Genomic DNA, 25,220 nt, shown 5'->3' with positions numbered 1-25,220 from the left:
TGGTCAGGGAACCCGACATACCACCCACGAAATCGCTACGCTGGATTTCATGAAGAGGTTGGGAATCGCGGCGCTCATGGCGGCCGCCGGACTCGCGCTGGCGGGCTGTAGCGAGGTCACGAACGCGGTCGATCAGACGAACAAGGCCGCGACGAAGGTCAGTGCCTGTGCCGAGGCGCTGAGCCTCGCCGACCTCAATCCGGACCCGGCGACGATCAAGGAGCGGGCCGCGGACAAGGAGAAGCGCCTGCGTGAGCTGGCGGCCAGCGTCGGCGAGCAGGACGTGGCGGGCGCGCTCACCGGCATGGCCGACTCGTACTTGCAGGTCCAGAAGGAGAACATCACCGACGCGGGCAAGATCGCGGACTGGACCAAGCGCAACATCGACCGGCTCGACGCCCTCCGCAAGGTCTGCGCCTGACAAAACCCGCGTTTCGTCCTCTGGTCGCGGTGGTTCGAGAGCGAACTACCGCAACCAGAGGACGAATCGCGTCAGGGGGAAGTGAGCGCGGGCACCGGGGCGGCCGGGGTGCGGGAGCGTCGCCAGAAGAGGCCGAGCGACGCGATCGCCAGCGCGCCCACCGCCGACGCCGCGAACCCCCAGCCAGGGCTGGAGTGGTCGATCACGAACCCGATGATCGGGCTCCCGATCGCCAGCCCGATCCGGCTGGCCGCGTCGAGCAGGCCCATCGCCTCGCCGCGCACCCGGGGCGGCGCCGCGGCGCTGACCGTCTCCGTGCTCGCCGCCAGCGTCGGCGCGCACAGCACGTTGCTCGGGAAAAGCACGATCGCCAGCAGCCACCACGGCTCGGTGATCAGCCCGACCGGCAGCGTGAGCACCGCGAGCAGCACCATCAGCGTGCCCTGTGAAAGCGACCGCCGGACCGCCCCGTGTATCGCCCCGCCGAGGACGGAAGCGACGCACATCACCGTGATCAGCAGCCCGGACCAGGCGATGTCGCCACTCGCGCGTACCGTCGCCAGCGCGGCCAGCTCCATGCCGACCAGGCAGAACAGCGCGCCGGCGGCGATGAACATCGCCATCACGAGCCGTCCGGTGAGCCAGCTCCGCACGGTCGGCCGTTCGCCGGTGAACACCTCGGCGTCGGCCTCGGCGCGGATCGGCGGGTTCATCCGGTAGATCAGCGTCGCCGAAAGCGCGAAGCAGATGCCGATGCCGGTGAGCGCGTAGAACGCGGGCAGCTGTGTGATCGCCATGATCCCGGCCGACGGTCCGATCATGAACGACGCTTCGACGAAGATCGTGTCCAGCGAGTAGGCCGCCCGCCGCTGCTCCAGCGGCACGAGCGCGGTGAGCACCAGCCGCGCGAGCGTCCCGGCGGGCACCGACAGCACGCCGGCGGGGAGCGCGACCGCCAGCAGCACCTGATACGGCAGATGCGGCGCGCTGATCCAGAACGTCGTCGAGGCCAGCCCGCAGATCGCGACCACCGGCCGCAGCCCGTAGCGGTCGACGTACCGGCCGACGAGCGGCGCCCCGATCGCGCTGCCGAGCGTGGTGGCCGCGCCGATCAGCCCGGCCGCGCCGTAGCCGCGGCCGAGGTCGTTGACCACGTACAGCGTCATCGTCACGCCCATGGCCGTCATCGGGAGCCGGGCCAGGAACATCAACAGCATCGAGCTGGGAACTCCGGGCACGGCTAACACGCGACGGTACGGAGCGAGGGCCATACGGTCGATGAGAACGTAACTTGGTACGCGCGTGCAAGTTTATTTCGAGCAGGGCGGACGTCGCGGTCGTCACTCGGCCCCAGTGTTTTCTTGACTGACTCCAGATTAAGCGAGAGGGTGGACTCAACGCCCCGACCGGCCGCACACCACCAAGAACCAGGAGGCACCGGCGTGACCTTGCCGACCACGAACAATGTGGGCATCCCCGTCGCGAGCGACAACGACTCGCTGACGCTGGGCGCCAACGGCCCGATCCTGCTCCAGGACCACTATCTGATCGAGAAGAGCGCCCAGTTCAACCGCGAGCGGGTCCCCGAGCGCGTCGTGCACGCCAAGGGCGGTGGCGCCTTCGGCTTCCTCGAGGTCACCGAGGACGTCAGCCAGTTCACGAAGGCCGCGCTGTTCCAGCCGGGAGTGCGCACCGAGAGCGTCGCCCGGTTCTCGTCGGTCGCGGGGGAGAACGGCTCGCCCGACACCTGGCGCGATCCGCGGGGTTTCGCGCTGAAGTTCTACACCTCCGAGGGCAACTACGACCTCGTCGGCAACAACACGCCGGTGTTCTTCATCCGCGACCCGATCAAGTTCCCGGACTTCATCCACTCGCAGAAGCGCCGCGCCGACAACCACCTGCGCGACCACGACATCCAGTGGGACTTCTGGACGCTCCGGACCGAGTCGGCGCATCAGGTCACCTGGCTGATGGGCGACCGCGGCATCCCGTCGAACTGGCGCGAGATGGACGGCTTCGGCTCGCACACCTACCTGTGGGAGAACGCCGGCGGCGAGAAGTTCTGGGTCAAGTACCACTTCAAGACCGACCAGGGCATCGGCTACCTGCCGCAGGCCGACGCGGACCGCATCGCGGGCGAGGACTCGGACTACTACATCCGCGACCTGTTCAAGAACATCAAGCAAGGCAATCACCCGAGCTGGACGGTGTACGTCCAGGTGATGCCGTACATCGACGCCGCGGACTACCGCTTCAACCCGTTCGACCTGACCAAGGTGTGGCCGAAGGGCGACTACCCGCTGATCAAGGTCGGCCGCTGGGTGCTCGACCGCAACCCGGAGAACTACTTCGCACAGATCGAGCAGGCCGCGTTCGAGCCGTCCAACCTGGTGCCGGGTATCGGCCCGTCGCCGGACAAGATGCTGCAAGGCCGCCTGTTCGCGTATCCGGACGCGCACCGCTACCGGATCGGCGCGAATTACACGCAGCTGCCGGTCAACGCGCCGAAGTCCCCGGTGAACAGCTACTCGCGTGACGGCGCGATGCGCTACAACAACCCGGGCGACCCGGTGTACGCGCCGAACTCCTACGGCGGCCCGCACGCCGGCGCGCAGAACGCCGCCGAGACCGCGTCGAGCTACGGCGTCGAGGACGAGGTCATCCGGTCGGCGTACAAGCTCCACGCCGAGGACGACGATTTCGGCCAGCCGGGCACCCTCGTGCGCGAGGTGATGGACGACGAGCAGCGCGAGCGGCTCGCGAACAACATCATCGGACACGCTTCGAACGACGTCTCGCAGCCGGTGCTGGAGCGCGTCTTCGAGTACTGGCGGAACGTCGACAAGGATCTCGGCGACAAGGTCGCGGACGCCTTCCGCGAGTAGAACGACCTCTCTGCCGAGAGGCTGCTTCCCCCACCGGAACGCACCCGGCGCGCGTCATCCCCCGCGCCCCGGGTGCGTTTCCCTGTCCCCACAAGCGGGTTGAACCAGAAGGTGGCGGGACCCGCCGCTGCCGCTCCCGTCTGGTCCGCTTCCCATGCCGTGCTATTGCCCCGTGGCCTTCGGCCGAAAGAGATGCGCGGGATGAAGTCGCGCTGACGCGCTTCCGAGAGACAGTCGTGGGGAGTTGGAGAATCGTCTGATTCGCCGTGCAGGCGGCGGGCCACGATATGGGGGCTTTGGCCGTCACTTCGGTGCGAGACCGAGCCGCAGGGCTCCCGCCGCTTCAGCCGTCGCCTCGCGGAACCGCTGACCGACGCCGAGGAAGTTGATGTACCCGTGGATCAGGTCCGGCTGGCGGCTGAGCGCCACCGGAACCCCGGCTTTCCGCAATTTCTCCGCGTAAGCCTCACCCTCGTCGCGCAGCGGATCGAAACCGGCCGTCGCGATATACGCGGGCGGCAATCCGGAAACGTCGCCGTGCAGTGGGGAAAGTTTCGGGTTGTACAGATCGGTGCCCTTCGGCACGTAATGTCCTTCGAACCAGGTCATGTCGGAATCGGTGAGGAACAGGTCCTCCGCGAACAATTCCCGGGACCGGCGGCGCACGGTGAAATCGGTCGCCGGGTAGAACAGCAACTGGAACGCCGGGACACCGCCGCCGCGTTTCATCGTCTGCTGCGCGGTCACCGCCGCGAGGTTCCCGCCCGCGCTGTCGCCGCCGACGGCGATGCGGGCCGGGTCCGCGCCCAGGTCCCGCGCCTTCGCGAAGGCGTACTCGAAGGCCGCGATCGCGTCTTCGGTGGCGCCGGGGAACTGCGTCTCCGGCGCGAGCCGGTACTCCACTGAAAGAACCCGTACGCCTGCCTGTTTCGCCAGGTAGCGGACCGTGTTGTCGTGCGAGACGCGGCTGCCGACCACCCAGCCGCCACCGTGGAAGAACACCAGCAGTCCGGACGGATCCGGCAGCCCGGCCGGGGTGTAGAGCGTGGCGGGTACGTCGCCGTCACCCGTCGGTATGAGCAGCTCCCTGGTGGCGACCGGTTCGATGGTCGGCCCGCTGACCAAATGCCTGCTCGCCATGAGCAGGCTGCGTGACTCTTCGACGCTTCCCCGCACCAGCGATGCCTTCGCCAGCTTCTGCAGGCGAAGCAGAAGCTGGGCGTCGAGGGCGAGTTCCTGTCCGTCCAGGCGGAGCGGCGGTCCGGCGACAGCTCTCCTGACCGGCCTCGGAAGCCAGAACGCCAGCTGCGAAATCGCGGCCTCGGCACGGATCTGGAGCGGTATCGCCATGCTTCCTCCTGAGGGCTTCCCGACAGGTTACTTACGAGTAGGTATGCCGTCCAGCGGGAACCTCGCCTTTGCGGCGAACGGGTGTGACGCAAGCCTCCGTTCCAGATCCTGGTCCTCCACTTAAGTAGAGGGGTTAGCCTCGAAGGCGTGACTTCGACGAACGCGGTTCATGTCCTCGGTATCGGCGGCTCCCTGCGGGCGGGCTCCCAATCCGAGCGCGCGCTGCGCATCGCACTGGACGGCGCGGCCGGGGCCGGGGTCACCACCGAGCTGATCGCCGGTCCCGAGCTGGTGCTGCCGTTCTACGACACCTCGCTGGAGGAGCGGCACGAGCGCGCCGTCCGGCTGGTCGAGGCGATCCGCCGCGCCGACGGGATCATCGTGGTCTCGCCCGGCTACCACGGCGCGTTGTCCGGGCTGGTCAAGAACGCCCTGGACTACGTCGAGGACCTGCGTGACGATGCCAGGCCGTACCTCGACGGCCGTGCGGTCGGCCTCGCCGCCGTCGCGTTCGGCTGGCAGGCCGCGGTCACCACACTGGAGCAGCTGCGCACGATCACGCACGCGCTGCGCGGCTGGGCCACCCCATTGGGTGGTTCGATCAACACCGCGGAGACGAAGTTCGACGAAGCCGGCGGCGCCTCGGACGAGAAGAGCGTCCGCACACTTCGCCTGATGGGGACCCAGGTCGCCGAGTTCGCGCTGAGTCGCGCCGGTCACTAGTCGTTTGTTCCGGCCGACTTCCGGGTAATTCGCGGAAGTGATGCCTGCCATGGGGTGGCAAGGTTTCGCGGTTGCGGGACGTTGGCACTGAAGAGACGCTCAACGGGCGTGTCTTGAGACCAGGAGGTAGGCGAAGAATGGCTGAGGCTCTGTACACCGCGGTGGCCACCGCTCGCGGCGACGGCCGCAACGGTGAGGTCACGTCCTCCGACGGCGTCATCGACGAGTCGCTGGCGATCCCGAAGGAGATGGGCGGACCGGGCGGCGACAAGACCAACCCTGAGCAACTCTTCGCCGCGGGCTATTCGGCCTGCTTCCACTCCGCGCTCCAGCTCGTCGCACGCCAGGCCAAGGTGAAGCTGGACGGCTCGACCGTCACCGCCGAGGTCAGCGTGCTCAAGCAGGGCGAGGGCTTCGGTCTCGGCGTCGCACTCAACGTTTCGCTGCCCGGTCTGGAGCAGGCGCAGGCCGATCAACTCGTCGAGCAGGCGCACCAGGTGTGCCCCTACTCGAACGCGACCCGGGGCAACATCGAGGTCGCGCTGTCCGCGTCGGTCTGATCCCGTACGCGGCAGGTCCCTTCCCGAACCGGTTGATTTCTGAAAGGAAGACCGAAAAATGGGCAAGTCCCCGATCCAGAGTCCGCTGAGCGAAGCCGACAAGGAGATCACCGGTAACGCCTTGCAGGCCACGCTGGTCGACCTCGTGGACCTGTCGCTGATCGCGAAGCAGGCCCACTGGAACGTCGTCGGCGCGAACTTCCGTAGCGCGCACCTTCAGCTCGACGAGCTGGTCGCCACCGCGCGCCAGTACGTCGACGAGGTCGCCGAGCGCGCCAACGCCATCGGCATCTCCCCGAACGGCCAGGCCAAGGTCGTCGTCGAGAGTTCCGGCCTGCCGGACTACCCCGACAACTGGCAGTCCGTCGAGTCCACCGTCGCCGCGATCGTCGACATCCTCGCGGCGCTGACCGAACGGCTGCGCAAGCGCATCGACGAGACCGACAAGAGCGACCTGGTCACCCAGGATCTGCTCATCGAGATCACCCAGGAACTCGAGAAGGCGCACTGGATGTGGCAGGCGCAGCAGGCCTGACCCTCCCTCTCACACCACCTCGCGTGCGATGAAGGACGCTTTCCTGGCGAATTTCGCCAGGAAAGCGTCCTTCATCGCACCAGCCGGGGGGTGAGTCCACGTGCCGGTTTCACGCTGCTGGGCTACGTTCGGTCCATGGTGCTGCACAAGGGGAAGCCGACCGATCCGGACCGAAAGGGCGGGGCCAACCCGCTGCACGCCGGCGTGTACCCGGCGCTCGCCGCGAGTATCCGCCTGCCGCACGACACCCTCCGCGAAGAGCCGCTCCCGCCCGACACCGCGCTCCAGCTGGTGCGCGACGAGCTGATGCTCGACGGTAACGCCCGGCTCAACCTCGCCACGTTCGTCACGACGTGGATGGAGCCGCAGGCCCGCGAGCTGATGGCCGAATGTGTCGACAAGAACATGATCGACAAGGACGAGTACCCGCAGACCGCGGAACTCGAGCGCCGCTGCGTGAACATCCTCGCCGATCTGTGGCACGCGCCCGATCCGAGCGCGATCATGGGCTGCTCCACCACCGGTTCGTCGGAAGCCTGCATGCTCGCCGGGATGGCGTTGAAGCGCCGCTGGTCGAAGCTCGGCCGCGCCGGGAAGCCGAACCTGGTGATGGGCGCGAACGTCCAGGTCTGCTGGGAGAAGTTCTGCGAGTACTGGGAGGTCGAGCCGCGGCAGGTGCCGATGGACGGCGACCGCTTCCACCTCACCGCGGACGAGGCGATCGCCCGATGCGACGAGAACACCATCGGCGTCGTCGCGATCCTCGGGTCCACTTTCGACGGCAGTTACGAGCCGGTCGCCGAGATCACCGCCGCGCTCGACGGGCTCCAGGAGCGGTCCGGCTGGGACATCCCGGTGCACGTCGACGGCGCTTCGGGCGCGATGATCGCGCCGTTCCTCGATCCGGATCTCGCGTGGGACTTCCGCCTGCCGAGGGTGGCGTCGATCAACACCTCCGGGCACAAGTACGGCCTGGTCTACCCCGGTGTCGGCTGGGTGGTGTGGCGCGACAAGGCGGCGTTGCCGGAGGAACTCGTCTTCAACGTCAACTACCTCGGTGGCGACATGCCGACTTTCGCGTTGAACTTCTCGCGTCCCGGCGCCGAGGTGGCCGCGCAGTACTACACGTTCGTCCGGCTCGGGCGCGAAGGTTTCCGCGCCGTGCAACAGGCTTCGCGTGACGTGGCGACGCAGTTGGCCGACGGGATCGCGGAGCTGGGCCCGTTCGAACTGCTGACGCGCGGCGATCAGCTGCCCGTGTTCGCCTTCACGACGAAGGCGGACGTCGAGGGCTTCGACGTCTTCGACGTGTCACGGCGGCTTCGCGAGCGTGGCTGGCTGGTCCCGGCATACACGTTCCCGGCGAACCGGACGGATCTCGCGGTGCTGAGGATCGTGGTGCGCAACGGTTTCACGCACGACCTCGCGGATCTGCTGCTCGCCGACCTCCGGCGGCTGCTGCCCGAGCTCGATCACCGCCCGCGACCGCGGACCGCGTTCCATCACTGAGCCGGGTGCCCTGCGTCACGCCGGATTTCCCGGCGCCCTACCGGCGCGTAACGTCGGGGGGTATGGGAGTCGCCGGAGACGAACGTCGTGCGTTGAGCGAGCTTTTCGAAGAGGTCGGCCCGGACGCGCCGACCCTGTGCGCGGGCTGGAAGACGCGGGATCTCGCGGCGCACCTGCTGGTGCGTGAGCGGCGACCGGACGCGATGCCCGGGATCCTGGTGCCCGCGCTGGCGTCGTACACGCAGCGGGTGCAAGACTCCTACGCCGCGCGGCCGTGGGCCGACGTCGTCGGCAAGGTGCGGTCCGGCCCCGCCTGGTTCTGGCCGACGTCGATCGGCACGCTCGACGAGCTGACGAACAGCGCTGAGTTCCTGGTGCACCACGAGGACGTCCGCCGAGGGCAGCCCGGCTGGGAGCCGCGTCCGGCGGAGTCCTCGCGGGACGCGGCGGCGTGGAAATCGGCGAAGCAGGCGTCCAGGCTGAACCTGCGGAAATCACCGGTCGGCGTGAGCCTGAAGACCCCCGAAGGCCGCGAGGCGCGGGTGAAGGAAGGCCCGGACACGGTGACCGTGATCGGCGCGCCGATCGAGCTGCTGCTGTTCGTCTTCGGCCGCGACGCCGCCCGGCTCACCTTCGAGGGTGACGCGTACGCGGTGGACAGGCTCAGGAAGCACGACCGGGGGCTTTAGAGTTCGGTCATGCCGATGATCAGTGTTTCGATGTTCCCCGGCCGCACGGCCGAGCAGAAGCAGGCCCTCGTGCGCGAGGTGACCGATGCCTTCGTCCGCACCTGCGGCGGCAAGGCCGAAGGTGTCTGGGTGACGATCAACGAGATCCCCGCCGAACACTGGGCGGCCGGCGGGACTCTCTTCTCCGAGCGCTGACCCGCTCGCCGATGTTATGAACGGACCTTTCATAACAAGATTTGTTATGAAAGGTCCGTTCATAACACGTCAGCGAAGCCCGACGGCCCGCAACGCGAAGAACACCTCGATCGCCGTCTGCTTGATCGTCTCGGCGATCACCAGCGACCCGTGGCCCGCGTCGAACCGGTAGAACTCGAACGGGAGCTCCCGTTTCGCGAGCCTGTCGAGGTAGTTCTCGACCTGCCGGATCGGGCAGCGCGGGTCGTTGTCCCCGGCGAGTACCAGCACCGGTGCCGCCACGGCCTCGACGTAGGTGATCGGCGAGCATTCCCGGTACACCGCCGGCACCGTCTCCGGCGAACCGCCGAACAGCGCCCTGTCGAACGAGCGAAGCTGCTCCATCTCGTCTTCATACGCGGCGACGTAGTCCGCGACAGGCACTCCGGCGACCCCGGCCGCCCAGCGAGCAGGCTGGGTGCCCAGCGCCAGCAGGGTCAGGTAGCCGCCCCAGGAAGCACCGTTCACCACGCACTTCTCCGGATCCGCGAGTCCACTTTGGACGGCCCAGTCGTGCACCGCGGCGACGTCTTCGAGTTCGGTCAGGCCGGGACGGCCCTCGATGGCGTCACGCCAGGCCGAGCCGTAGCCGGTCGAGCCGCGGTAGTTGACCTCGACGACGGCGAAACCGGCGTCGAGCCAGACGGCACGGTACGCGGAGAACCGGTCCTCGTCGGCGGAATGCGGCCCGCCGTGCAAGGAGAAGACCGTCGGGAGCGGGCCTTCCGGCGCGTCGGCCGGACGGGAGACCAGTGCGTGGATCTGCCCGCCGATCCCTTCGACGAAGGAGTCGGTGACCGGCGCGGATTCCGGCGCTCGTTCACCCGGCGGTTCGAGGAGCACCGAGTCGGCGCCGTCGGCGGTCCGCGCGCGCACCGCCGTCGGCTGCGCGGCACTGGACCACGAGTACTCGACGGTACCGTCGGGCCGCACCCCGGCGCCGCCGATCCGGCCCGGCGGAGTGTCCAAAGAGGACAACTCCCCGCTCGAGAGGTCGTACCGGAGCAGGGAACTGCGGCCTTGGTGGAAGTGGACGACCAGCAGCGCTTGCGCGTCCGGGTACCAGCCCGCGACCACTTCGCCGGGCAGGCCGAGTTCGATCTCCCGCTCGGTGTCGGCGGCGACGTCCCAGATCAGGATCTCCTCGCGCCCGCGCCGCTCGTGCAGCACCAGCAACCGCTGGTCGCCCGCGACCGGCGAGAACTCCAGCGCGCCGAGGCCCTTGCCCTCGCCGTCCCATTTGTCGGCAACCGCGGTGAAGCCGTCGGTGGACAGGACGCGCAGCGCGGGGTGTCGCGAATCACCGTGCTCGGAATGGGAGATCGCGAGCAGCGATTCGTCGCGGGAGAGTGACGCGATCCCGGCGTCGTCATCGTGCCGGTAGAAGCTCGTGGTTTCGCCGTCGATATGCGCGAAGAGTTCGCTGCCGTCGTCGGTCGAGACACCGACGGCGATCACGCGGGTGCCGATCTCGAGTCCGGCGGGGTAGCCGTCGTGGATGTCCGGCACCGCGCGTTCGGCGGCGGCCCCCGGGGCGAACGGTTCGCGGACCCAAGAACCGAATTCGTCGCCGTCGGTGTCGTTGAACCACCAGATCCAGCGGCCGTCGGGGGACGGTGTCGCGTGCATGGTGCCGGCGGGCCGGTCGGTGACGCGGCGGTGCTCGCCGGTCGCGCGGTTCCAGGAGTACACCTCCCAGACACCGCTGGCGTTCGAGACGTATACGTTCATGTCCGGGGCGTCGATGGCCCACTCGGGGACCGAGATACGCGGCGCGTGGAAGCGGGCCCGCCACCTGGCCTCGGCTTCGGCGTCGTCGAACAGGCGGTCCGGGACCGCCGCGGACGGATATTTGTTGCCTGGCTGCGTGCTCACCCCTCGATCCTGCCACTCCGGAGCCGTACTGTGTGCGGGGTGCTGGAGGGAAACGCGCCGCGCGCCGCGGTGTCCGCGCGGTCAGCGCGCCAGGCGGTCGAACGGGCCGTGTTCGCGCAACCGCTGTTCGGGCCGGGGATGGGGGTCGTCGACGTCGGCTGCGGACCGGGTTCGATCACCCTCGGTATCGGTGACGGGCACAGAAAGTCCACAGTGGACTTTCTTGTCGCGGACGTGTGCGCGTTGCCGTTCTCCGAGGCTTCGGTGGACGTGGTCTTCGCACACGCCGTCTTCGAGCACCTGAGGGAGCCGGGCGCCGCCCTGGCGGAGATCCGCCGGATTCTCAAACCGGGCGGCTCGCTCGCACTGTCCACTTCGGACTGGAGCCGGGCGCGGCTCCGGCCGAAGACGGCGAACGTCGACGCCGCCCTCCGCGGGCACTATCTGCTGTGCCGCCGCGCGGGTGGCGACCCGTTCGCCGGGCGCGGGATCCCCGCCGCGGTCACCGCCGCCGGTTTCACCGACGTGCGAACGAAAACCCGCTACCGCACGGACGCGACGTACCGGGCGCTGGCGACCTACGTGGAGGCGCGGCTGGTGACGGCGCTGGAAACCGCGACGACCCCGGACCGCGACCAGCTCGCCTCGGCCGCCCGTTCGGCCTGGTCGTGGGCGAGATCCGGCGATGGTGACTTCGCCCAGTGCTGGACCGAACTCCTCGCGACCCGGTGAGGCTCGCTTGCGCCGCCGGAGTGCCCCCAATGCCTCACAAGGTCTGCGTGTCTTGAAGGCCACCTTCAAGACACGCAGCCCGCCTCACCGAACGCGCGCGGGCAGCCCCCACCGCTCCCGGGGGGCGACCCCAGACCCAGCGTATCGGCGAGGGGCGTCGGGACCGGGCGAAAGAGGCGGCGACGGGGCTGGTTGTCCACAACGGCGGGTGGCTGTGGACAACAGGCGCCGAAGCGCGGGGGAGAGCACGCCGGGCCTCGGCGTCCCCAATGCCTCACGCGGCCCCAGGGCTGATGCCCCCAATGTCACATTGGTTGCGTTGAGCGCACCCGATGCCGCATTGGGGGCATCAGCTTTGTGGTCGGCGAGCGCCCGCGCTGAGCCTCGCAACGCGAAAGAGCCTCGCTCGCCAAAGCGAGCAAGGCTCTTTCGATCCAACGTCGGGGTGGCGGGATTCGAACCCACGACCTCCTCGACCCGAACGAGGCACGCTACCAAGCTGCGCCACACCCCGGATACTTCTTAGCGGGTCGAGGAGAAGTTTAGCGGACGGGGTTTCGGGCCTTGCGGGGGGATGCTTTCCGGTGATCGGCGCTGGTCGTACCCCGTGGGACCAGCGTCAGCAGGCTCGCCTCCGGCGGGCACGCAAAGCGGGCCGGGGCGTACGGCGAGGTGCCCAAACCGGCCGAGACGTGCAACCACATCTGGGCGCCCCAGCGGGACGCGCCGCGGGCGCGGGTGCGGTCGAGTTCGCAGTTGGTGACGAGCGCGCCGTAGCCGGGGACACGGAGTTGCCCGCCGTGCGTGTGGCCCGCGAGGACGAGGTCGTAGCCGTCGCCGGCGAACTCGTCGAGGACGCGGGGTTCCGGGGAGTGGGTGACGCCGATGCGGACCGCCGCGCCGGTGTCGGCCGGGCCGGCGATGTCGGCGTAGCGGTCGCGGCGGAGGTGGGCGTCGTCGACGCCGGCGGTGAAGACGTACTGGTCGGCGACCTCGATGGTGCGCCGGACGTGGGTGAGATCGTCCCAGCCGTGTTCGACGAAGGCCGCGCGGAGGTCGCGCCAAGGCAGGTGCTCGCCGTGGATCCGCTTCTTCTTGCCCTTCGGCATGAGGTAGCGCGCGGGGTTCTTCGGTTTCGGCGCGTAATAGTCGTTGCTGCCGAAGATGAACACCCCCGGCCGGTCGAGCAGGGGGCCGAGCGCGCGCAGCACCGACGGGACGGCCTGCTGATGTGACAGGTTGTCACCGGTGTTGACGACGAGGTCCGGTTCCAGCTCGTCGAGCGCGGCTACCCAGCGTTGCTTGCTCACGTGACCGGGGAGCATGTGCAGGTCCGAGATGTGGAGGATCGTGAAGGGCTTCGCCCCTGCCGCGAGCACCGGGAGCTCCGCGGTGCGAAGCGTCCACCGGCGCCTTTCGATGCCGACCGCGTAACCGAGGGTCGCGGCTCCCAGGGCGACGGTTCCCACGGCCAAGCGCCGTACCCTCGCCCCCGAACTGCTGCTGTTACTGAGCGTGTTCACAATGTTCAGTTTACGTGCTCATCCGGGGTGATCGTCCGCCCCCATTCCGGCGACGGTGAAAAATCGCTGGAATGGCCTCTTTTCTTCACTTTCCGTGGGCGGGGACGGGCGTGGTGATCAATCGACACGATTCCGTCGACCGCTGTTCCCTCTAAGGCCGCCGACTGCTCACTCAAAGTTAGATTCGTGTGACTCATCGTGATTTGCGCTGGTGAACATGGCCCGCGAAGGTCAGCGTCCGCCGCCCATGTACTTCGGGTCCGCTTGCGGCAACGGCAACGATTCCTGGCCTTCGAGGATCTTCGACATCGCCCCGAACCAGGTCTGCGCCGGTGTCTTCCCGCCGAACATGTTTTCGCAGCCGCGAGCGCTCACGTTACCCGGGCCGAGGTAGCAAAGACCGCCGCTGCCACCCTTCGGACGGAACACCATCGCCGCGCCCGAGAGCTGCGGCGTGGCCCCGAGGTATGTCCCCGCGCCGTTGTTCTGCGAGGTCCCGGTCTTGCCTATCACCGGCCGGTTCCACCTGACGCCGTTCGCCGCGTTGAAGGAGGTGCCCCCGGGCTGGCTGTCCCGGCTCATGCCGACCGCGAGGGTGTTGGCGAGACCTTCGGGCACCGCCTGCTCGCAGGCGGCTTCCTTGATGGGCACTGGTTTCCCGTCTCGATCGGTGACGCCTGCCAGCGGTGTCGGCGGGCACCAGACACCGCCGCTCATGATCGTGGCGCCGACGTTCGCCAGTTCGAGGCCGCTGAGCGGGCTCACGCCGAGGGTGAACGCACCCGTGCCCGCCCAGCCGGGCTTCGGGCCGTAGGCCTGGAGCTGACTGGCGTTGACCCCGGGATTGTCGGATTTCGGGTCGACGGTGCCCCCGCCGAGGTTGCTGGCCATGGTGTCGCGCATACCCAGCTTGCGTGCCATCTCCACGACCGGCCCGGTGTTCCCGATCTTCTCCTCGAGGATCACGAACGCGGTGTTCGGTGAGGTCGCCAGGGCCTGCTGCAGGGACATCGCCCCGCCCGCCGGGTTGTAGTCGGTCGCGTTGCCGAGGCAGTACCAGCGGGAGCGCAGCGGCGGCCCGGTCTGGGCGCATTTGTTGCCACCCCCGGCGAACACGTGGGAGGTGTAGAAGTCAGGCACGGGAAGGGAACTGTTGATCCCTGCCGCGCCCGTTTCCAAAGCCGCGGCGGCGGTGAAGACCTTGTACGACGAGCCCGCGCCGGCGGTGTTGTAGACACCGGAAGGCAACGCGAAAGTCGTCTGGCCTTGGTCTTCGTGCAGCCCGTAGTCACGGTTCGCCGCCAGCGCCACGACTTCGTGCCGCTGCTTGCCGGGCTTCACCAGCGACAGCGTGTTCGCGACGTTGTCCTGCGTCTTCTTGACCTGTGCCTCGGCCGACACCTTGGCCTCGTGGTTCGCCCGTTCGTCCAAAGTGGTCTTGATCTGGTAGCCGCCGGTGTAGAGGTCGTCCTTCGTCATGCCGTTCCTGAGGAGATAGTCCTCGACGTACTGACAGAAGAAACCGTTTTCCGTTCCGGCGCCGGTGCAGTTCGGCGCCGGTTTCTGCGGGCCGCCTTCGACGACGCCGAGTGGCTCGGCCTTGAACCGTTCCGCGTCCGCCTTCGCGAGCTTCTGGTTGTCGACCATGCGGTCCAGCACCAGGTTGCGGCGTTCGGTCGCCCTCGCCGCGTTCTTCCAAGGGTCATTGAAGCTCGGGTTGTTCACCAGACCGGCCAGCAACGCCGCTTGCGGCACCGTGAGCTTCTCGACGGGCGTGTTGAAGTACGCGTTCGCGGCCGCGCCGACGCCGTAGATCTCGCGCGAGAACTCCACGACGTTCAGGTAGCCGGTCAGGATCTGCATCTTGTTCAGCTTGGTTTCCAGCTGGATCGCGATCCGGGCTTCCTTCAGCTTCCGGGCGATCGACTGTTCCTGTGCGCGCTTCTGTCCCGGCTTGTCGTCCCGGTAGACGACGTTGATCAGGTAGTTCTTGACGTACTGCTGGGTCAGCGTCGACGCGCCTTGGGTGTCCCCGCCGGTGGTGTTGCTGACCGCGGCGCGCAGCGTGCCCTTCCAGTCCACCCCGTTGTGCTCGTAGAAGCGCTTGTCCTCGACCGAGATCAGTGCCCACTTCATGGCGTCGTTGATCTGCGTCTCGGCGGTGGGGATGCGGAACTGCTTGTACAGCGTCGCGATCTGTTTGCCGGTGTTGTCGGTGATCGTCGTCACCAGGGGCGGCGGAATGTCCGCGAGGTCCGAAGATGTCTTGTCGACGGTCTCGCTCGCCTGGTTGGAGATCACACCCGCGGCACCCGCCACCGGGAACAACATCCCCGCGACCAGCACCCCCGCGAGTACACACAGGCCAATGAGCTTCAGCAGACCGTCCGTTTTGCGCACGCGGACCAGGGTACGCGGAACCCGTTAGCCCACCGTGACGTCACCTGGCTGACAGTGCGGATCGATCACGAAATCGACCCCATTCGGTGACGGATGGTAATGGGAGGCATTCTAGGGCTTGGCGGGGGGAACCGAGGGCCCCTACAGTCCGTCAACGTCTCACGTATGAAAAAGCCGACAGACGGGTGAGTGCGAGCGGCAGTCGCATTCGACCGAACGGAGGCACCGGCACCGGGGAGGTGCCGGCCGAACCGACGTGAGCACAAGGGAGACACGCTCATGGGGGCAGGAGCGCAGGCTTTTCGTCCCCCCGTGGTGTGTCGAACACCAGGGTAGGGAGCTGGGGGTATGGAAACCAACCAGTCGAGCTGGCGGGTCAACGCGTCGTGCCGCGACACCGATCCGGACGGTTTGTTCGTCCGGGGGGCCGAGCAGAATCGGGCCAAGGCGGTCTGTCTTGGCTGCCCGGTCAGGACGGAATGTCTCGCCGAAGCGCTCGATGGCCGGATCAACTTCGGCATCTGGGGAGGTATGACCGAACGGGAACGGCGGGCGCTGCTGAGGCGGCGGCCGGACGTGACCAGCTGGGCAGACCTGCTTGAAGCGGCGAAGCGCAGTTTCACCGGGATCGACGAAGAAGAAGACGTACGCGTCCGAGTCTCGTGATCAGGAATCCGTGGAGGACCCCTTCCCTGAGTCCAAGGTAGGGAAGGAGTCCTTCACGGACTTTCAGGACTGGGTGGCCAACCTGGTTCCGATGTCGCGCAGGCCTCCGAGATCGTGCACGTCACTGGGGAGCGCGGGCACCCGCACCAGCGGGACCTCGGGATGAGCCCGCGTGAACCTGGCGAGCAGCCGCGTCTCTCGTTCGGCCAGCGCGACCCGGTCCGCGTGCAGGCGGAGGACGGCTTCGGCCAGCGGTGCGCTGGTCTCGCCCTTCGCCAGCTGCTCGGCGGCCGCGACGGCCTCCGCGCCGGTCAACGCCGCGAGCACCGGATGCGTCCGGTTCGCGACCAGCCCGGCCAGCGGCATGCTCTCCGCCGAAAGCCGCTCCACGAAGTAGGATGCCTCGCGCAGCGCGTCCGGCTCCGGCGCGGCCACCACGAGAAAAGAGGTGCCGCCGGACCGCAGCAGCTCGGAAGTCTTGCGCGCGCGTTCGCGGAAACCGCCGAACATGCTGTCGAAGGCCTGCATGAACGCCGAAGCGTCGGTCAGCAGCTGGCCGCCGATGATCGTCGAGACAGCCTTCGCGAACATCGAGAACCCGGCGTTGACGACCTTGCGCAGGCCCCATCCGCTCGCCTTCGCGGGCCCGGTGAGCAGCCGGATCATCCGGCCGTCGAGCGCGCTGGAGAGCCGCGTCGGCGCGTCGAGGAAGTCCAGCGCCGACCGGCTCGGCGGCGTGTCGACGATGATCAGGTCCCACTCGTCGGTGGCGGCGAGCTGCCCGAGCTTCTCCATCGCCATGTACTCCTGCGTACCGGAGAACGACGTGGAAATGGTCTGGTAGAAGGGGTTCTGCAACAGCTGTTCGGCGCGTTCCGGGCCGGCGTGCACCCGCACCATGTCGTCGAACGTGCGGCGCATGTCGAGCATCATCGCCCAGAGTTCGCCCTTGGGCTCGAAGCCTTCGACCCGCACCTGTTTCGGGTGATTGCCCAGCTCGCGCAGGCCGAGCGCCTGCGCCAGCCGCCGCGCCGGGTCGATGGTGAGCACCACCGTCTGCCGTCCGCGTTCGGCCGCGCGCAACGCCAGCGCCGCCGCGGTGGTCGTCTTGCCGACCCCGCCGGACCCGCAGCAGACGATGACCCGGCTCTCCGGATCGTCGATCAGCTTGTCGATCTCCAGGATGTCCGACATCAGCGCACCCCCTGCTCGGTCAGCGCTTCGGCGAGGTCGTAGAGCGCCGCGACGTCGACACCGTCGGTCAGGTCCGGCAGCTCCAGTCCAGGCAGGTCCGCTTCGGCCAGCTGCTCGCGGGCGCGTTGCTCGGCGGCGACCCGGACGGCGTGCTCGACGGTCTCTTCGACCAGCGCGTCGAGGGTGCCCTCGGGCAGGTTCAGCCCGGCCGACGCGAGCCCGGCGCGGACGCGCGAGGCGTCGACACGGCCGTCGGCGGCGGCGGTCACCGAGCGCGCGGGCAGCCGCGGTGGCCGGACCCGGTTGACCAGCACGGCGCCGGGGCGCAGATCCGCGCCGTCGAGTTCGGCGACCGCTTCGACGGTTTCCCGCACCGGCATCTCTTCGAGCAGCGTCACCAGGTGGATGGCGGTCTCGCCGGAATGCAGCAGCCGGACGACGCCGTCGGCCTGGCCGCGGATCGGGCCGGTCTTGGCGAGGTCGGTGAGTGCCTTGGTGACGTCGAGGAACTTCACGACCCGGCCGGTGGGCGGCGAGTCGACGACGACGGCGTCATAGGTGTGGCGGCCGTCGGATTCGGTCCGGCCGACGCATTCCTTGATCTTCCCGGTGAGCAGGACATCGCGCAGTCCCGGCGCGAGCGTGGTCGCGAACTCGATCGCGCCCATCCGCCGCAGCGTCCGCCCGGCGAAACCGAGGTTGTAGAACATCTCGAAGTATTCGAGGAGCGCGGCTTCGACGTCGATGTGCAGCGCGCGCAGCTCACCGCCGCCGGGAACGGCCGCGATGCGCTGCTCGGCGTACGGCAGCGGCTCGGTGTCGAAGAGCTGGGCGATGCCCTGGCGGCCTTCGACCTCGATCAGCAGCACGCGGCGCCCGCCCTTGGCGAGCGCGAGGCCCAGCGAGGCGGCGAGCGTGGTCTTGCCCGTCCCGCCCTTGCCGGTGACGAAATGCAGCCGTGCTCTCGCGAGTTCGTCGGTCCAGCCGGCAAGGGGAGTGCTCACCGGTCCCACCCTAATTGAGCCCTCAGCTCGCCAGCATCATGACGCCGAGCGCGGCCACGACCAATCCCAGAAGAGTCCAGGTCAAAGCCCCGGGCAGGACCGTGAGCATCACCACACCGAGCAGCAGGAGCGCCGCGAAGGCCACCGCGCCGGTGACGGCGACCGTCCCCGAGCTGTCCGTGCGGTCCCGTGCCTTCGCCATCACGACCAGCACCAGCGGCAGCCCGGCCACGGCGAGCAGGACGGTCGCGACGATGCGCCAGGTCTCCACCGGCCCACCGTAACTGTCCGGTGTGATTCAGACGGCGATCACGCGTGATCGCCATCAGCTCCCGATGGGGGTCGCGGGCACGCACGGGACCGGCTTCGCGTGCGCCGGGTCGAGGGCGTTGAGGACGTGCCCCGCGGCGTTGCGGTCGGCGGCGACCCCGGCGTGCTCGGCCAGGTCCAGCAGGCAGCCGTCCTGAAGAACGATGTTCTTCACGTTCTTTCCCTTCCCCAGCCCGCTCGTGTACGGGATGACGGCTTCGTCGTAGCGGGTCAGGATGTTCGTGTACGTCACACCCGGCTGGAAGACGCCGTTGCCCGCGCGCAGGTTCGTGAGGAACTCCGAGCCGCGCAGGAACTGGCGGCACGATCCGCACACCGGGTCGAGGATGCCGTTGAAGCCCGGGCTGAGGCCCAGTGCGACGGCGAGCGCGTACAGATGCGAGGCGCCCACCAGCGTCGTGCCGTCCCACAGCGGGGTCAGGCTGACGTATTTGTCCACTTTGGACGCCCCGCCGAGGAACTTCACGTAATGAGAAGGCATCAGCGTTCCCTCGGAGTGCCCGAGGATGTCCACCTTGGACGCTCCGGTCGCGCCGAGCACCTTGTCGACGAACGCCGACAGTTCCTTCGCGCTCTGTTCCATCGGCAGCAGTCCGCCGGGTTGGTAGACCGGCAGCGGTTTCCCGGGTAGGCCGTACGTCAGGGAGAAGACGCAGTACCCGTTGTTCTTGAGCAGCGGGCCGAACGTCTGCCAGTTCACCGTCTGGTTGGCGCCGAGGCCGTGGGCGAGCACGACCGGATTCGGATGGGACGCGCTCGGGCGGCAGCCGAAGTCGTTCGAGCCCGGGGGCGGGCCGCGGGATTCGCCGCCTGCGCGGGCAGGGCCGCCGCGAGTGTCCACGGAACGGGAAGCTTTTCGTCCGCGCTCGCCGGGGAGGTACCTGTCAGGACCAGGACCGCGGCCAGGCAGGCGGCGGCGAGGGACTTCGTTGTCCGCATGTCAACGTCCTATCTACTCACAAGTAGGTGTGAAGTGAACCACATCGGCGGGAAATCGGCGAACCGGTCGCGAGAGGGTTTCGCCGCAGGTGTGTCGGGCGGGGTTGCCGGTTTGGCTACGCTCCCGGACATGAGCGCCACCAAGTGGGAGTACGCGACCGTCCCCCTGTTGATCCACGCCACCAAGCAGATCCTCGACCAGTGGGGCGAGGACGGCTGGGAGCTCGTCACCGTGCTCCCGAACCCGACCGGCGAGCAGCACGTCGCCTACCTCAAACGAGCCAAGAACTAGGGGATTGAAGCCATGACCTGGAGCGATCGGCTCGCCGAGCTCGGTATCGAACTGCCCGGCGTCGCCGCCCCGCTGGCGGCATACGTGCCCGCCGTCCGCACCGGCTCGTACGTCTACACGTCCGGGCAACTGCCCTTCGTCGAGGGTGAGCTCGAAGCGACCGGCAAGGTCGGCGCCGAGGTCAGCCCCGAGGAGGCGAAGCAGTACGCCAGGACTTCGATCCTCAACGCGCTCGCCGCGGTCGACTCGATCGTCGGGATCGACAACGTCGCGCGCGTGGTCAAGGTCGTCGGGTTCGTGGCGTCCGCGGAGGGCTTCACCGGTCAGCCCGCGGTGATCAACGGGGCGTCCGAGCTGCTCGGCGAGATCTTCGGCGAGGCGGGCATCCACGCCCGCTCGGCCGTCGGGGTCGCCGAGCTGCCGATCGGGGCGCCGGTCGAGATCGAACTGATCGTGGAGGTGAAGTGATGGACCCGGACATCGAGAAGTCCTCGCACGAGCTGCTGCTCCGGCTGGCCGGACGGCTGCCGGACCAGCTCCTGTGGCGGTTCCGCGACTGGCTGGGCGAAGGCGCGATGGGCACGCTCGCGCGGACCCTGCCCAGGTCTTTGCTTAAGCACAGGATCGACCTGGACCAAACCGAGTATCGCCTGCTAGTCGCCGGGCTCATTCCTCACGGGGCCGACTGGCATCAGGTGAGTTCCACCCTGGGGGTAGACGACGTCACCGAGACCAGGTACACATTCACGCAGAGTGCGCCCGAATGGGTGAACTCCGTCGACTCAGTGTCCGTATTGATCCACGCAACGCTGCGGGGACGGCCGGATGTGGGTGAAGTGCGGCAAAGCTGGCGACACCTCGGTGTGGTCGGCGAGGGTGGGGCGAAACGAGTCCTCCTGGTCACGGCGCTCAACGGACTGCCGAGGCTGACCGGCGAACTGCAACGCGTCCTGCGCGTGCTGGGTGACGAGGAGCCCGGCGTCGAGGTTCTCCCGCCGAGCATCGACCTCACCGGCTATCACCGCGCCGCACTCGCCAACTCCGAGCTGGTCTGTGTGGGCGCGGTGGACACCGGAAGTCGGCTGGTCGCCGCTTAACGCTCGCACCACCAGGCGAGCCGGGAGGGAGCAGAGCAATGGTGGAGGTCCACGACGGCCCGCCCATGGACGGGTTCTCGGTGCCCCTGCGCCTGCACAACCTGTTACTGGCCTTGGCCGGCCGAATCGACGACAGTGCTTTGACCGAAGCGCGTGAGCTGATCGCGCGTGCGCACATCGATGAAGCGGTGGAGCTCACCACCGGCACCCTGATCGCGGGGAAGATCCCGGTGAGCTCGTCCGAACAGCGTGAACTCGCGCTCGTCCTCGAGATGAGCCGGTCCGACGCCACCCTGGCGAACGACCTGCTCGTGGAAGAGGACGAGTCGGTGCTCACCCACCGGTTCACCGGGGAGAACCAGCCCGAATTCGGCCTCGCCGAGGCGCTCGACCGCACCCTCCAAGTGCTGCCGGACGTCCGTTCGGTGCACGCGGTGTGGCGGAACACGCCCGCCGGCAGCGTGCCCGGCGCGCTGCCGCAGCGGGTCGTCCTGGTCGAGATCGGGCCGGAGGGCAACCCGCCCGCGGTCGCGTTCCGCGTGGATACCGCGCTTCGCCGCGCGGGTATCCGCTCGGTCGTCGAGGTCGCGGGACCCGGCGTCGCGCGGTCCGCGTACCACCAGGCCGCGTCGTCGGCCGCGAGTCCTGTCTGGGTCACCGGGAGTACCCATTCCAGTGACTTTCGGTCCGATCCGGTGACTCCGCCGCCCGTTCCGGTCCCGGCTCCCGAGCCGGTCAAGGAGCAGCCGAGCAGGCACGGCCTCCGGCCGGTCGGCAGCGGCGGCCACGAACCGATCGAGCCGATCGCACCGGTGGTGCCGATCGTGCAGCAGGCACCCGCACCGGCACCGCCGTCTGCCCCGGAGCAGGCGCCGCCGCGCAAGTCGCGGGCGGAGACCCGCGCCGAGCGCACGGCGGACCTGACCCCGGCGGAGGTGGCGCAGCTGCGCCAGGCGCTCAAAGAGGACCCCGAAAAGGGCCGCGAGATCGCCTCGGGCAAGCCGAGCATGCACGAGGTCGTCGAGCTGCCCGCTCTCGACCTCGACGATCCCAGCCTGAGCGAGCGTGACCGCGCGCTCCTGCGCGAGCTGCACGCCGAGCTCGCGGAACGGGAGCGCGCCGAAGCGGCGAAGATCCGGCTGAACGGTGCTTCGCGCAGCAGCGGCTCAAGCTGGTCTTCGTAAGCCCTACGCGTTTCGTCCTCTGGTTGCGGTGGTTGCACGCGCAACTATCGCAACCAGAGGACGAAACGCGATGCCCCCAGAAGGCGAAACGCGATGTTAGGTTGCGTGGGTGGCTGAAGAACTGACATTCGACATCCCGGTGGGGGCCGGGGTGGGCACCCGCGCCAACGCCGACGGCGAGCCGGTGACGCCCAAGGACGCGGCGACCGTGATCCTCCTCCGCGACGGCTCCCACGGGGTCGAGGTCTTCCTGCAACATCGGGTGAAGGGCATGCCGTTCGCGGGCGGCATGACCGTCTTTCCCGGTGGTGGCGTGGATTCCCGGGATGTCGACGCCTCGGTCAGCTGGGCGGGCCCGGAGCCCGCTTGGTGGGCGGAACGCTTCGGATGTGACCAATCGCTGGCCCGCGCCCTGGTGTGCGCGGCCGTGCGGGAGACTTTCGAGGAGTCGGGCGTGTTGCTCGCGAGCCTCGGGGACACCGTCGTCACCGATACGACGCCGTACCACGACGCCCGCGAAAAGCTGGTCTCCCGCGAACTCTCGCTCGCCGCGTTCCTCCAAGTGAACGGCCTGACCCTGCGCGCGGATCTCCTGCGCCCGTGGGCGAACTGGGTGACCCCGCCCCAGGAACCGCGCCGCTACGACACTTGCTTCTTCGTCGCCGTGCTGCCGGAGGGGCAACAGGCGGACAGTGCCACCTCCGAGGCCGTCAGTTCCGGCTGGCAGCGGCCGGAGGAAGCCATCGCCGACGCCAAGGAAGGGCGCCGCATGCTCATGCCACCGACCTGGATCACGCTCGCGGAACTGGGCGATTTCGACACGGCGGCCGCGGCCAAGGCCGTCGAACGCGAGATCGTGAAGATCATGCCGACGCTGGTGCGCGACGGTGACAAGGTCCGCGTCGTGCTGGACCCGGCGTGAGCGGCCCCGCGTACGGCGTGCTGCGCCGGGTCACGCCGACGGCTTCGGTGCTGCTGGAGCGCAATCCGTCGTCGATGACGTTGGAGGGCACCAATTCCTGGGTGCTGCGCGGATCCGGCGCGGCCGGTTCCGTGGTCGTCGACCCCGGCCACGAGGACGTCGAACACCTGACGCTGCTGGCGAAAACCGGCGCCGTCGAGCTGATCGTCCTGACCCACCACCACCCCGACCACGCCGAGGGCGCACCCTGGTTCGCCGAGCGCGTCGGCGCTCCTGTGCGGGCCTTCGACGAGTCGCTGTGCATCGGCGGTAAGTCCCTTGTGGACGGTGAGGTGATCGAGGCCGGCGGCGTTCGGCTGTCGGTGCTGCACACGCCCGGGCACACCGGCGACTCGATCTGCCTGGTGTCCGACGGGCAGCTCCTGACCGGTGACACCATCCTCGGCCGCGGGACGACCGTGCTGCACGACCTCGGCGACTATCTGCGCTCGTTGCGGAAACTCATCGAGCTGCCCGGCGGCACCATCGGTCTGCCGGGACACGGCCCCGAACTGCCCGATCTGGCCACCACGGCGCGCGAATACCTGGCGCACCGGGAAGAACGGCTGGACCAGGTACGTTCGGCACTGAAGGTGCTCGGCGCGGACGCCACTCCGCGCCAAGTGGTCGAGGTCGTCTACGCCGACGTCGACAAGGCTTTGTGGGCGCCCGCCGAGTGGAGTGTGCGGGCGCAGTTGGACTACCTGAGGTCGGAGGACGGCGAATGAGTGACGTCGAGGTCGAGTTCTACTGGCGCCCCGGATGCGGGTTCTGTGCCGCGCTGGAGCGGCCGCTGTCGAAGAGCGGCTTCAAGGTGAAGCGGGTCAACATCTGGGAGGACCCGGACGCGGCCGCGCGGGTGCGCTCGGTGGCGAACGGGAACGAGGTCGTGCCGACGGTCTTCGTGGGCTCGAAGGCGATGGTGAACCCTTCGTTCGGTGAGATCGAGGCCGCGGTGAAGGCCGCCTCGGCTTAGGCCTGCCTGCGTGTTATGAACGGACCGTTCATAACGAATTTTGTTATGAACGGTCCGTTCATAACACGGGTCAGCGGGGCAGCATCGGCATCACGTAGTAGGTCAGGTCCACATCCCCGGGCTCGACCGCGCGGATGACGCAGGCCCGCATCCCGGGCTGGACGCCGAGCCGCACCCGCTCCCCGGGGAACCCTTGCAGCGCGTCCAAGAGATACCGCGCCTGGAACGAGGGTGACGTCCGGCCGCCGGAAACCTCGGCCTTCAACGTCTCCTCGGCTTCGCCGGTGTCCTGCTTGGAGCTGGCCAGCCGCAGGTGCGAGTCGCCGACCTCCAGCGTCAGCACCCGGCGCTCGTCCGCGTAGACGCCGACCCGGCGCACGGCGGCGGCCAGCGCGTCGGCGGAGACCTCGACCGTTGTGTCCACAGTGGACGATTCGATCAGCTTCTCCGACAGGAACCCCGCGTCGAGTACGGCCGTGGTGACGGTGACGCCTGCCCAGCTCAGCCCGAACCGGGTGCGATCGCCGTGCAGGCCGACGATGCCGCGCGCCTGCTTCGCCGTCTCGGCCAGCAGGCCCGCCGGGACCAGCGCGTCGATCGGCTCGCCTTCGGAGCGCAGCGGCAAGGTGGCCACGGCCATCCGGTACCGGTCGGACGCGGTCAGCCGCAGCTCGCGGCTGAAGCTCTGCACGCGGACACCGGTGAACATCGGCAGCGCGTCGTCCTTGGCCGCCGTGCCCGCGACGGTGCGCAACGCCGTCACCAGCGCGGCACCGTCCACTTCGGACACCTTGGGTGGCATCTCCGAGAGCTGGAGTTCACGGCTCAGCAACGGCAGCGCGAACCGGCCGCCTTCAACCCGTACGGCCAGCCTCGAACCTTCGACGACCAGGCGCACCAGATCGTCGTCGAGCATGCGCAGCGTTTCCGCGAGCGGCCCCGCCGGGACCAGGACCTCACCGTCGGTGTGGACGACGGCGTCACTGGTCAGGCGGACCGCTCGTTCGCTGTCGTTGCCGCCGACGGTCAGGCCGTCCCGCCCGGCGCGCAGGAGCAGGCCGGAGCGGGGCGAGAGCAGCCGTGCGGCGGCGGAAACGGCGGACGAGAGGGAGCGGGTGGCGGCAGTCAGGTCCATGCCCGC

Annotated in this window: 27 protein-coding genes and 1 tRNA gene; 17 read left to right on the top strand and 11 right to left on the bottom strand. The window is 68.6% G+C overall.

Annotated features, from left to right (window positions below; all coding sequences use genetic code 11):
* The first annotated feature begins 49 nt into the window (after positions 1–49).
* Positions 50–421, top strand: coding sequence for a hypothetical protein (locus tag BS329_RS05110; protein WP_076156058.1), 372 nt, complete (start codon positions 50–52; stop codon positions 419–421).
* A 71-nt stretch (positions 422–492) separates the two neighbouring features.
* On the opposite strand, the gene BS329_RS05105 is transcribed toward BS329_RS05110, so the two are convergent.
* Positions 493–1,638: an MFS transporter gene (locus tag BS329_RS05105; protein WP_076156056.1), complete on the bottom strand. Its 1,146-nt coding sequence runs from the start codon at positions 1,636–1,638 to the stop codon at positions 493–495.
* Between the two features lie 225 nt (positions 1,639–1,863).
* Here BS329_RS05105 and BS329_RS05100 point away from each other — a divergent pair, with 225 nt between their 5' ends.
* Positions 1,864–3,306 carry a catalase gene (locus BS329_RS05100; RefSeq protein WP_076156054.1) on the top strand — a complete coding sequence of 481 codons (1,443 nt, stop codon included), beginning with the start codon at positions 1,864–1,866 and terminating at the stop codon, positions 3,304–3,306.
* A gap of 303 nt (positions 3,307–3,609) precedes the next feature.
* Here the strand turns inward: BS329_RS05100 and BS329_RS05095 are convergent, their stop codons facing one another.
* Positions 3,610–4,656 (bottom strand): alpha/beta hydrolase, encoded by a 1,047-nt coding sequence (locus BS329_RS05095; RefSeq protein WP_076156053.1) that lies wholly within the window; start codon positions 4,654–4,656, stop codon positions 3,610–3,612.
* 147 nt (positions 4,657–4,803) lie between these two features.
* On the opposite strand from BS329_RS05095, the gene BS329_RS05090 reads away from it, so the two are divergent.
* The 6 genes from BS329_RS05090 (at position 4,804) to BS329_RS05065 (ending at position 8,867) form a co-directional block, all read left to right on the top strand.
* Complete coding sequence (locus tag BS329_RS05090) at positions 4,804–5,379, top strand: NADPH-dependent FMN reductase (RefSeq protein WP_076156051.1); 576 nt, start codon at positions 4,804–4,806, stop codon at positions 5,377–5,379.
* 137 nt (positions 5,380–5,516) lie between these two features.
* On the top strand, positions 5,517–5,939 hold the full coding sequence (locus BS329_RS05085; protein WP_076156049.1) for an organic hydroperoxide resistance protein: 423 nt from the start codon (positions 5,517–5,519) through the stop codon (positions 5,937–5,939).
* 58 nt (positions 5,940–5,997) lie between these two features.
* Positions 5,998–6,474, top strand: a complete 477-nt coding sequence (gene dps, locus BS329_RS05080; protein ID WP_076156048.1) for a DNA starvation/stationary phase protection protein Dps — start codon at positions 5,998–6,000, stop codon at positions 6,472–6,474.
* A gap of 135 nt (positions 6,475–6,609) precedes the next feature.
* Positions 6,610–7,983, top strand: a complete 1,374-nt coding sequence (gene gad, locus BS329_RS05075; RefSeq protein WP_076156855.1) for a glutamate decarboxylase — start codon at positions 6,610–6,612, stop codon at positions 7,981–7,983.
* A 62-nt stretch (positions 7,984–8,045) separates the two neighbouring features.
* On the top strand, positions 8,046–8,672 hold the full coding sequence (locus BS329_RS05070) for a TIGR03085 family metal-binding protein (RefSeq protein ID WP_076156046.1): 627 nt from the start codon (positions 8,046–8,048) through the stop codon (positions 8,670–8,672).
* A gap of 9 nt (positions 8,673–8,681) precedes the next feature.
* On the top strand, positions 8,682–8,867 hold the full coding sequence (locus BS329_RS05065; protein WP_076156045.1) for a 2-hydroxymuconate tautomerase: 186 nt from the start codon (positions 8,682–8,684) through the stop codon (positions 8,865–8,867).
* 69 nt (positions 8,868–8,936) lie between these two features.
* Here BS329_RS05065 and BS329_RS05060 read toward each other — a convergent pair whose 3' ends face one another.
* Positions 8,937–10,781, bottom strand: a complete 1,845-nt coding sequence (locus BS329_RS05060) for a prolyl oligopeptidase family serine peptidase (RefSeq protein ID WP_076156043.1) — start codon at positions 10,779–10,781, stop codon at positions 8,937–8,939.
* 39 nt (positions 10,782–10,820) lie between these two features.
* Between BS329_RS05060 and BS329_RS05055 the strand changes: the two genes are divergently transcribed.
* On the top strand, positions 10,821–11,513 hold the full coding sequence (locus BS329_RS05055) for a methyltransferase domain-containing protein (RefSeq protein WP_076156041.1): 693 nt from the start codon (positions 10,821–10,823) through the stop codon (positions 11,511–11,513).
* Between the two features lie 440 nt (positions 11,514–11,953).
* Here the strand turns inward: BS329_RS05055 and BS329_RS05050 are convergent.
* The 3 genes from BS329_RS05050 to BS329_RS05040 form a co-directional block, all read right to left on the bottom strand.
* Positions 11,954–12,027: transfer RNA gene (locus BS329_RS05050), tRNA-Pro, on the bottom strand.
* A 28-nt stretch (positions 12,028–12,055) separates the two neighbouring features.
* The gene (locus tag BS329_RS05045) at positions 12,056–12,982 is read right to left on the bottom strand and encodes a metallophosphoesterase (protein WP_208619162.1); all 927 of its coding nucleotides are present in this window, start codon (positions 12,980–12,982) and stop codon (positions 12,056–12,058) included.
* A gap of 285 nt (positions 12,983–13,267) precedes the next feature.
* Complete coding sequence (locus tag BS329_RS05040; protein ID WP_143252857.1) at positions 13,268–15,436, bottom strand: transglycosylase domain-containing protein; 2,169 nt, start codon at positions 15,434–15,436, stop codon at positions 13,268–13,270.
* 348 nt (positions 15,437–15,784) lie between these two features.
* Between BS329_RS05040 and BS329_RS05035 the strand changes: the two genes are divergently transcribed.
* Complete coding sequence (locus BS329_RS05035) at positions 15,785–16,102, top strand: WhiB family transcriptional regulator (RefSeq protein ID WP_020632155.1); 318 nt, start codon at positions 15,785–15,787, stop codon at positions 16,100–16,102.
* A gap of 63 nt (positions 16,103–16,165) precedes the next feature.
* On the opposite strand, the gene bagB is transcribed toward BS329_RS05035, so the two are convergent.
* The 4 genes from bagB to BS329_RS05015 are packed head-to-tail and all read right to left on the bottom strand — an operon-like array spanning position 16,166 to position 19,471.
* On the bottom strand, positions 16,166–17,296 hold the full coding sequence (gene bagB, locus BS329_RS05030) for an ATPase BagB (protein ID WP_076156038.1): 1,131 nt from the start codon (positions 17,294–17,296) through the stop codon (positions 16,166–16,168).
* Complete coding sequence (bagA, locus tag BS329_RS05025) at positions 17,296–18,300, bottom strand: ATPase BagA (RefSeq protein WP_076156037.1); 1,005 nt, start codon at positions 18,298–18,300, stop codon at positions 17,296–17,298. The genes bagB and bagA overlap by 1 nt, the downstream gene beginning before the upstream one ends.
* Before the next feature lie 22 nt (positions 18,301–18,322).
* Positions 18,323–18,571, bottom strand: coding sequence for a hypothetical protein (locus BS329_RS05020; protein WP_076156036.1), 249 nt, complete (start codon positions 18,569–18,571; stop codon positions 18,323–18,325).
* Positions 18,572–18,625: 54 nt separating this feature from the next.
* Positions 18,626–19,471, bottom strand: a complete 846-nt coding sequence (locus BS329_RS05015) for an esterase/lipase family protein (RefSeq protein ID WP_244197037.1) — start codon at positions 19,469–19,471, stop codon at positions 18,626–18,628.
* 228 nt (positions 19,472–19,699) lie between these two features.
* Between BS329_RS05015 and sp36 the strand changes: the two genes are divergently transcribed.
* From sp36 to BS329_RS04985, 7 genes are all read left to right on the top strand, one after another.
* On the top strand, positions 19,700–19,861 hold the full coding sequence (gene sp36, locus BS329_RS42360) for a Sp36 family protein (RefSeq protein ID WP_005166970.1): 162 nt from the start codon (positions 19,700–19,702) through the stop codon (positions 19,859–19,861).
* A gap of 12 nt (positions 19,862–19,873) precedes the next feature.
* Positions 19,874–20,329, top strand: a complete 456-nt coding sequence (locus BS329_RS05010; protein ID WP_076156035.1) for a RidA family protein — start codon at positions 19,874–19,876, stop codon at positions 20,327–20,329.
* Positions 20,329–20,958, top strand: a complete 630-nt coding sequence (locus tag BS329_RS05005; RefSeq protein WP_076156034.1) for a hypothetical protein — start codon at positions 20,329–20,331, stop codon at positions 20,956–20,958. The genes BS329_RS05010 and BS329_RS05005 overlap by 1 nt, the downstream gene beginning before the upstream one ends.
* A 38-nt stretch (positions 20,959–20,996) precedes the next feature.
* Positions 20,997–22,142, top strand: a complete 1,146-nt coding sequence (locus tag BS329_RS05000; protein WP_076156033.1) for a hypothetical protein — start codon at positions 20,997–20,999, stop codon at positions 22,140–22,142.
* A 109-nt stretch (positions 22,143–22,251) separates the two neighbouring features.
* Complete coding sequence (locus tag BS329_RS04995; protein ID WP_076156031.1) at positions 22,252–23,064, top strand: NUDIX hydrolase; 813 nt, start codon at positions 22,252–22,254, stop codon at positions 23,062–23,064.
* A complete protein-coding gene (locus BS329_RS04990; protein WP_076156029.1) occupies positions 23,061–23,831 on the top strand; it encodes an MBL fold metallo-hydrolase in 771 nt (256 codons plus the stop codon). The genes BS329_RS04995 and BS329_RS04990 overlap by 4 nt, the downstream gene beginning before the upstream one ends.
* Positions 23,828–24,079, top strand: a complete 252-nt coding sequence (locus BS329_RS04985; protein ID WP_034314716.1) for a glutaredoxin family protein — start codon at positions 23,828–23,830, stop codon at positions 24,077–24,079. Before BS329_RS04990 ends, BS329_RS04985 begins: the two co-directional genes overlap by 4 nt.
* A gap of 70 nt (positions 24,080–24,149) precedes the next feature.
* Here BS329_RS04985 and dnaN read toward each other — a convergent pair whose 3' ends face one another.
* Positions 24,150–25,214 carry a DNA polymerase III subunit beta gene (dnaN, locus tag BS329_RS04980; protein WP_076156028.1) on the bottom strand — a complete coding sequence of 355 codons (1,065 nt, stop codon included), beginning with the start codon at positions 25,212–25,214 and terminating at the stop codon, positions 24,150–24,152.
* Positions 25,215–25,220 lie beyond the last annotated feature (6 nt).

This window comes from Amycolatopsis coloradensis (assembly GCF_001953865.1).
Taxonomy (GTDB): Bacteria; Actinomycetota; Actinomycetes; order Mycobacteriales; family Pseudonocardiaceae; genus Amycolatopsis; species Amycolatopsis coloradensis.
Note: the sequence above shows the minus strand (reverse complement) of the source record. Positions and strands in the feature narration are given on the sequence as shown.

Coding starts and splice junctions, on each gene's coding strand:
- BS329_RS05010 (WP_076156035.1), top strand. CDS start 19,874: ATGACCTGGAGCGATCGGCTCGCCGAGCTCGGTATCGAACTGCCCGGC.
- BS329_RS05110 (WP_076156058.1), top strand. CDS start 50: ATGAAGAGGTTGGGAATCGCGGCGCTCATGGCGGCCGCCGGACTCGCG.
- dnaN (WP_076156028.1), bottom strand. CDS start 25,214: ATGGACCTGACTGCCGCCACCCGCTCCCTCTCGTCCGCCGTTTCCGCC.
- dps (WP_076156048.1), top strand. CDS start 5,998: ATGGGCAAGTCCCCGATCCAGAGTCCGCTGAGCGAAGCCGACAAGGAG.
- gad (WP_076156855.1), top strand. CDS start 6,610: ATGGTGCTGCACAAGGGGAAGCCGACCGATCCGGACCGAAAGGGCGGG.
- BS329_RS05065 (WP_076156045.1), top strand. CDS start 8,682: ATGCCGATGATCAGTGTTTCGATGTTCCCCGGCCGCACGGCCGAGCAG.
- BS329_RS05085 (WP_076156049.1), top strand. CDS start 5,517: ATGGCTGAGGCTCTGTACACCGCGGTGGCCACCGCTCGCGGCGACGGC.
- BS329_RS05070 (WP_076156046.1), top strand. CDS start 8,046: ATGGGAGTCGCCGGAGACGAACGTCGTGCGTTGAGCGAGCTTTTCGAA.
- BS329_RS05105 (WP_076156056.1), bottom strand. CDS start 1,638: ATGCTGTTGATGTTCCTGGCCCGGCTCCCGATGACGGCCATGGGCGTG.
- BS329_RS05035 (WP_020632155.1), top strand. CDS start 15,785: ATGGAAACCAACCAGTCGAGCTGGCGGGTCAACGCGTCGTGCCGCGAC.
- BS329_RS05095 (WP_076156053.1), bottom strand. CDS start 4,656: ATGGCGATACCGCTCCAGATCCGTGCCGAGGCCGCGATTTCGCAGCTG.
- bagB (WP_076156038.1), bottom strand. CDS start 17,296: ATGTCGGACATCCTGGAGATCGACAAGCTGATCGACGATCCGGAGAGC.
- BS329_RS05000 (WP_076156033.1), top strand. CDS start 20,997: ATGGTGGAGGTCCACGACGGCCCGCCCATGGACGGGTTCTCGGTGCCC.
- BS329_RS04985 (WP_034314716.1), top strand. CDS start 23,828: ATGAGTGACGTCGAGGTCGAGTTCTACTGGCGCCCCGGATGCGGGTTC.
- sp36 (WP_005166970.1), top strand. CDS start 19,700: ATGAGCGCCACCAAGTGGGAGTACGCGACCGTCCCCCTGTTGATCCAC.
- BS329_RS05005 (WP_076156034.1), top strand. CDS start 20,329: ATGGACCCGGACATCGAGAAGTCCTCGCACGAGCTGCTGCTCCGGCTG.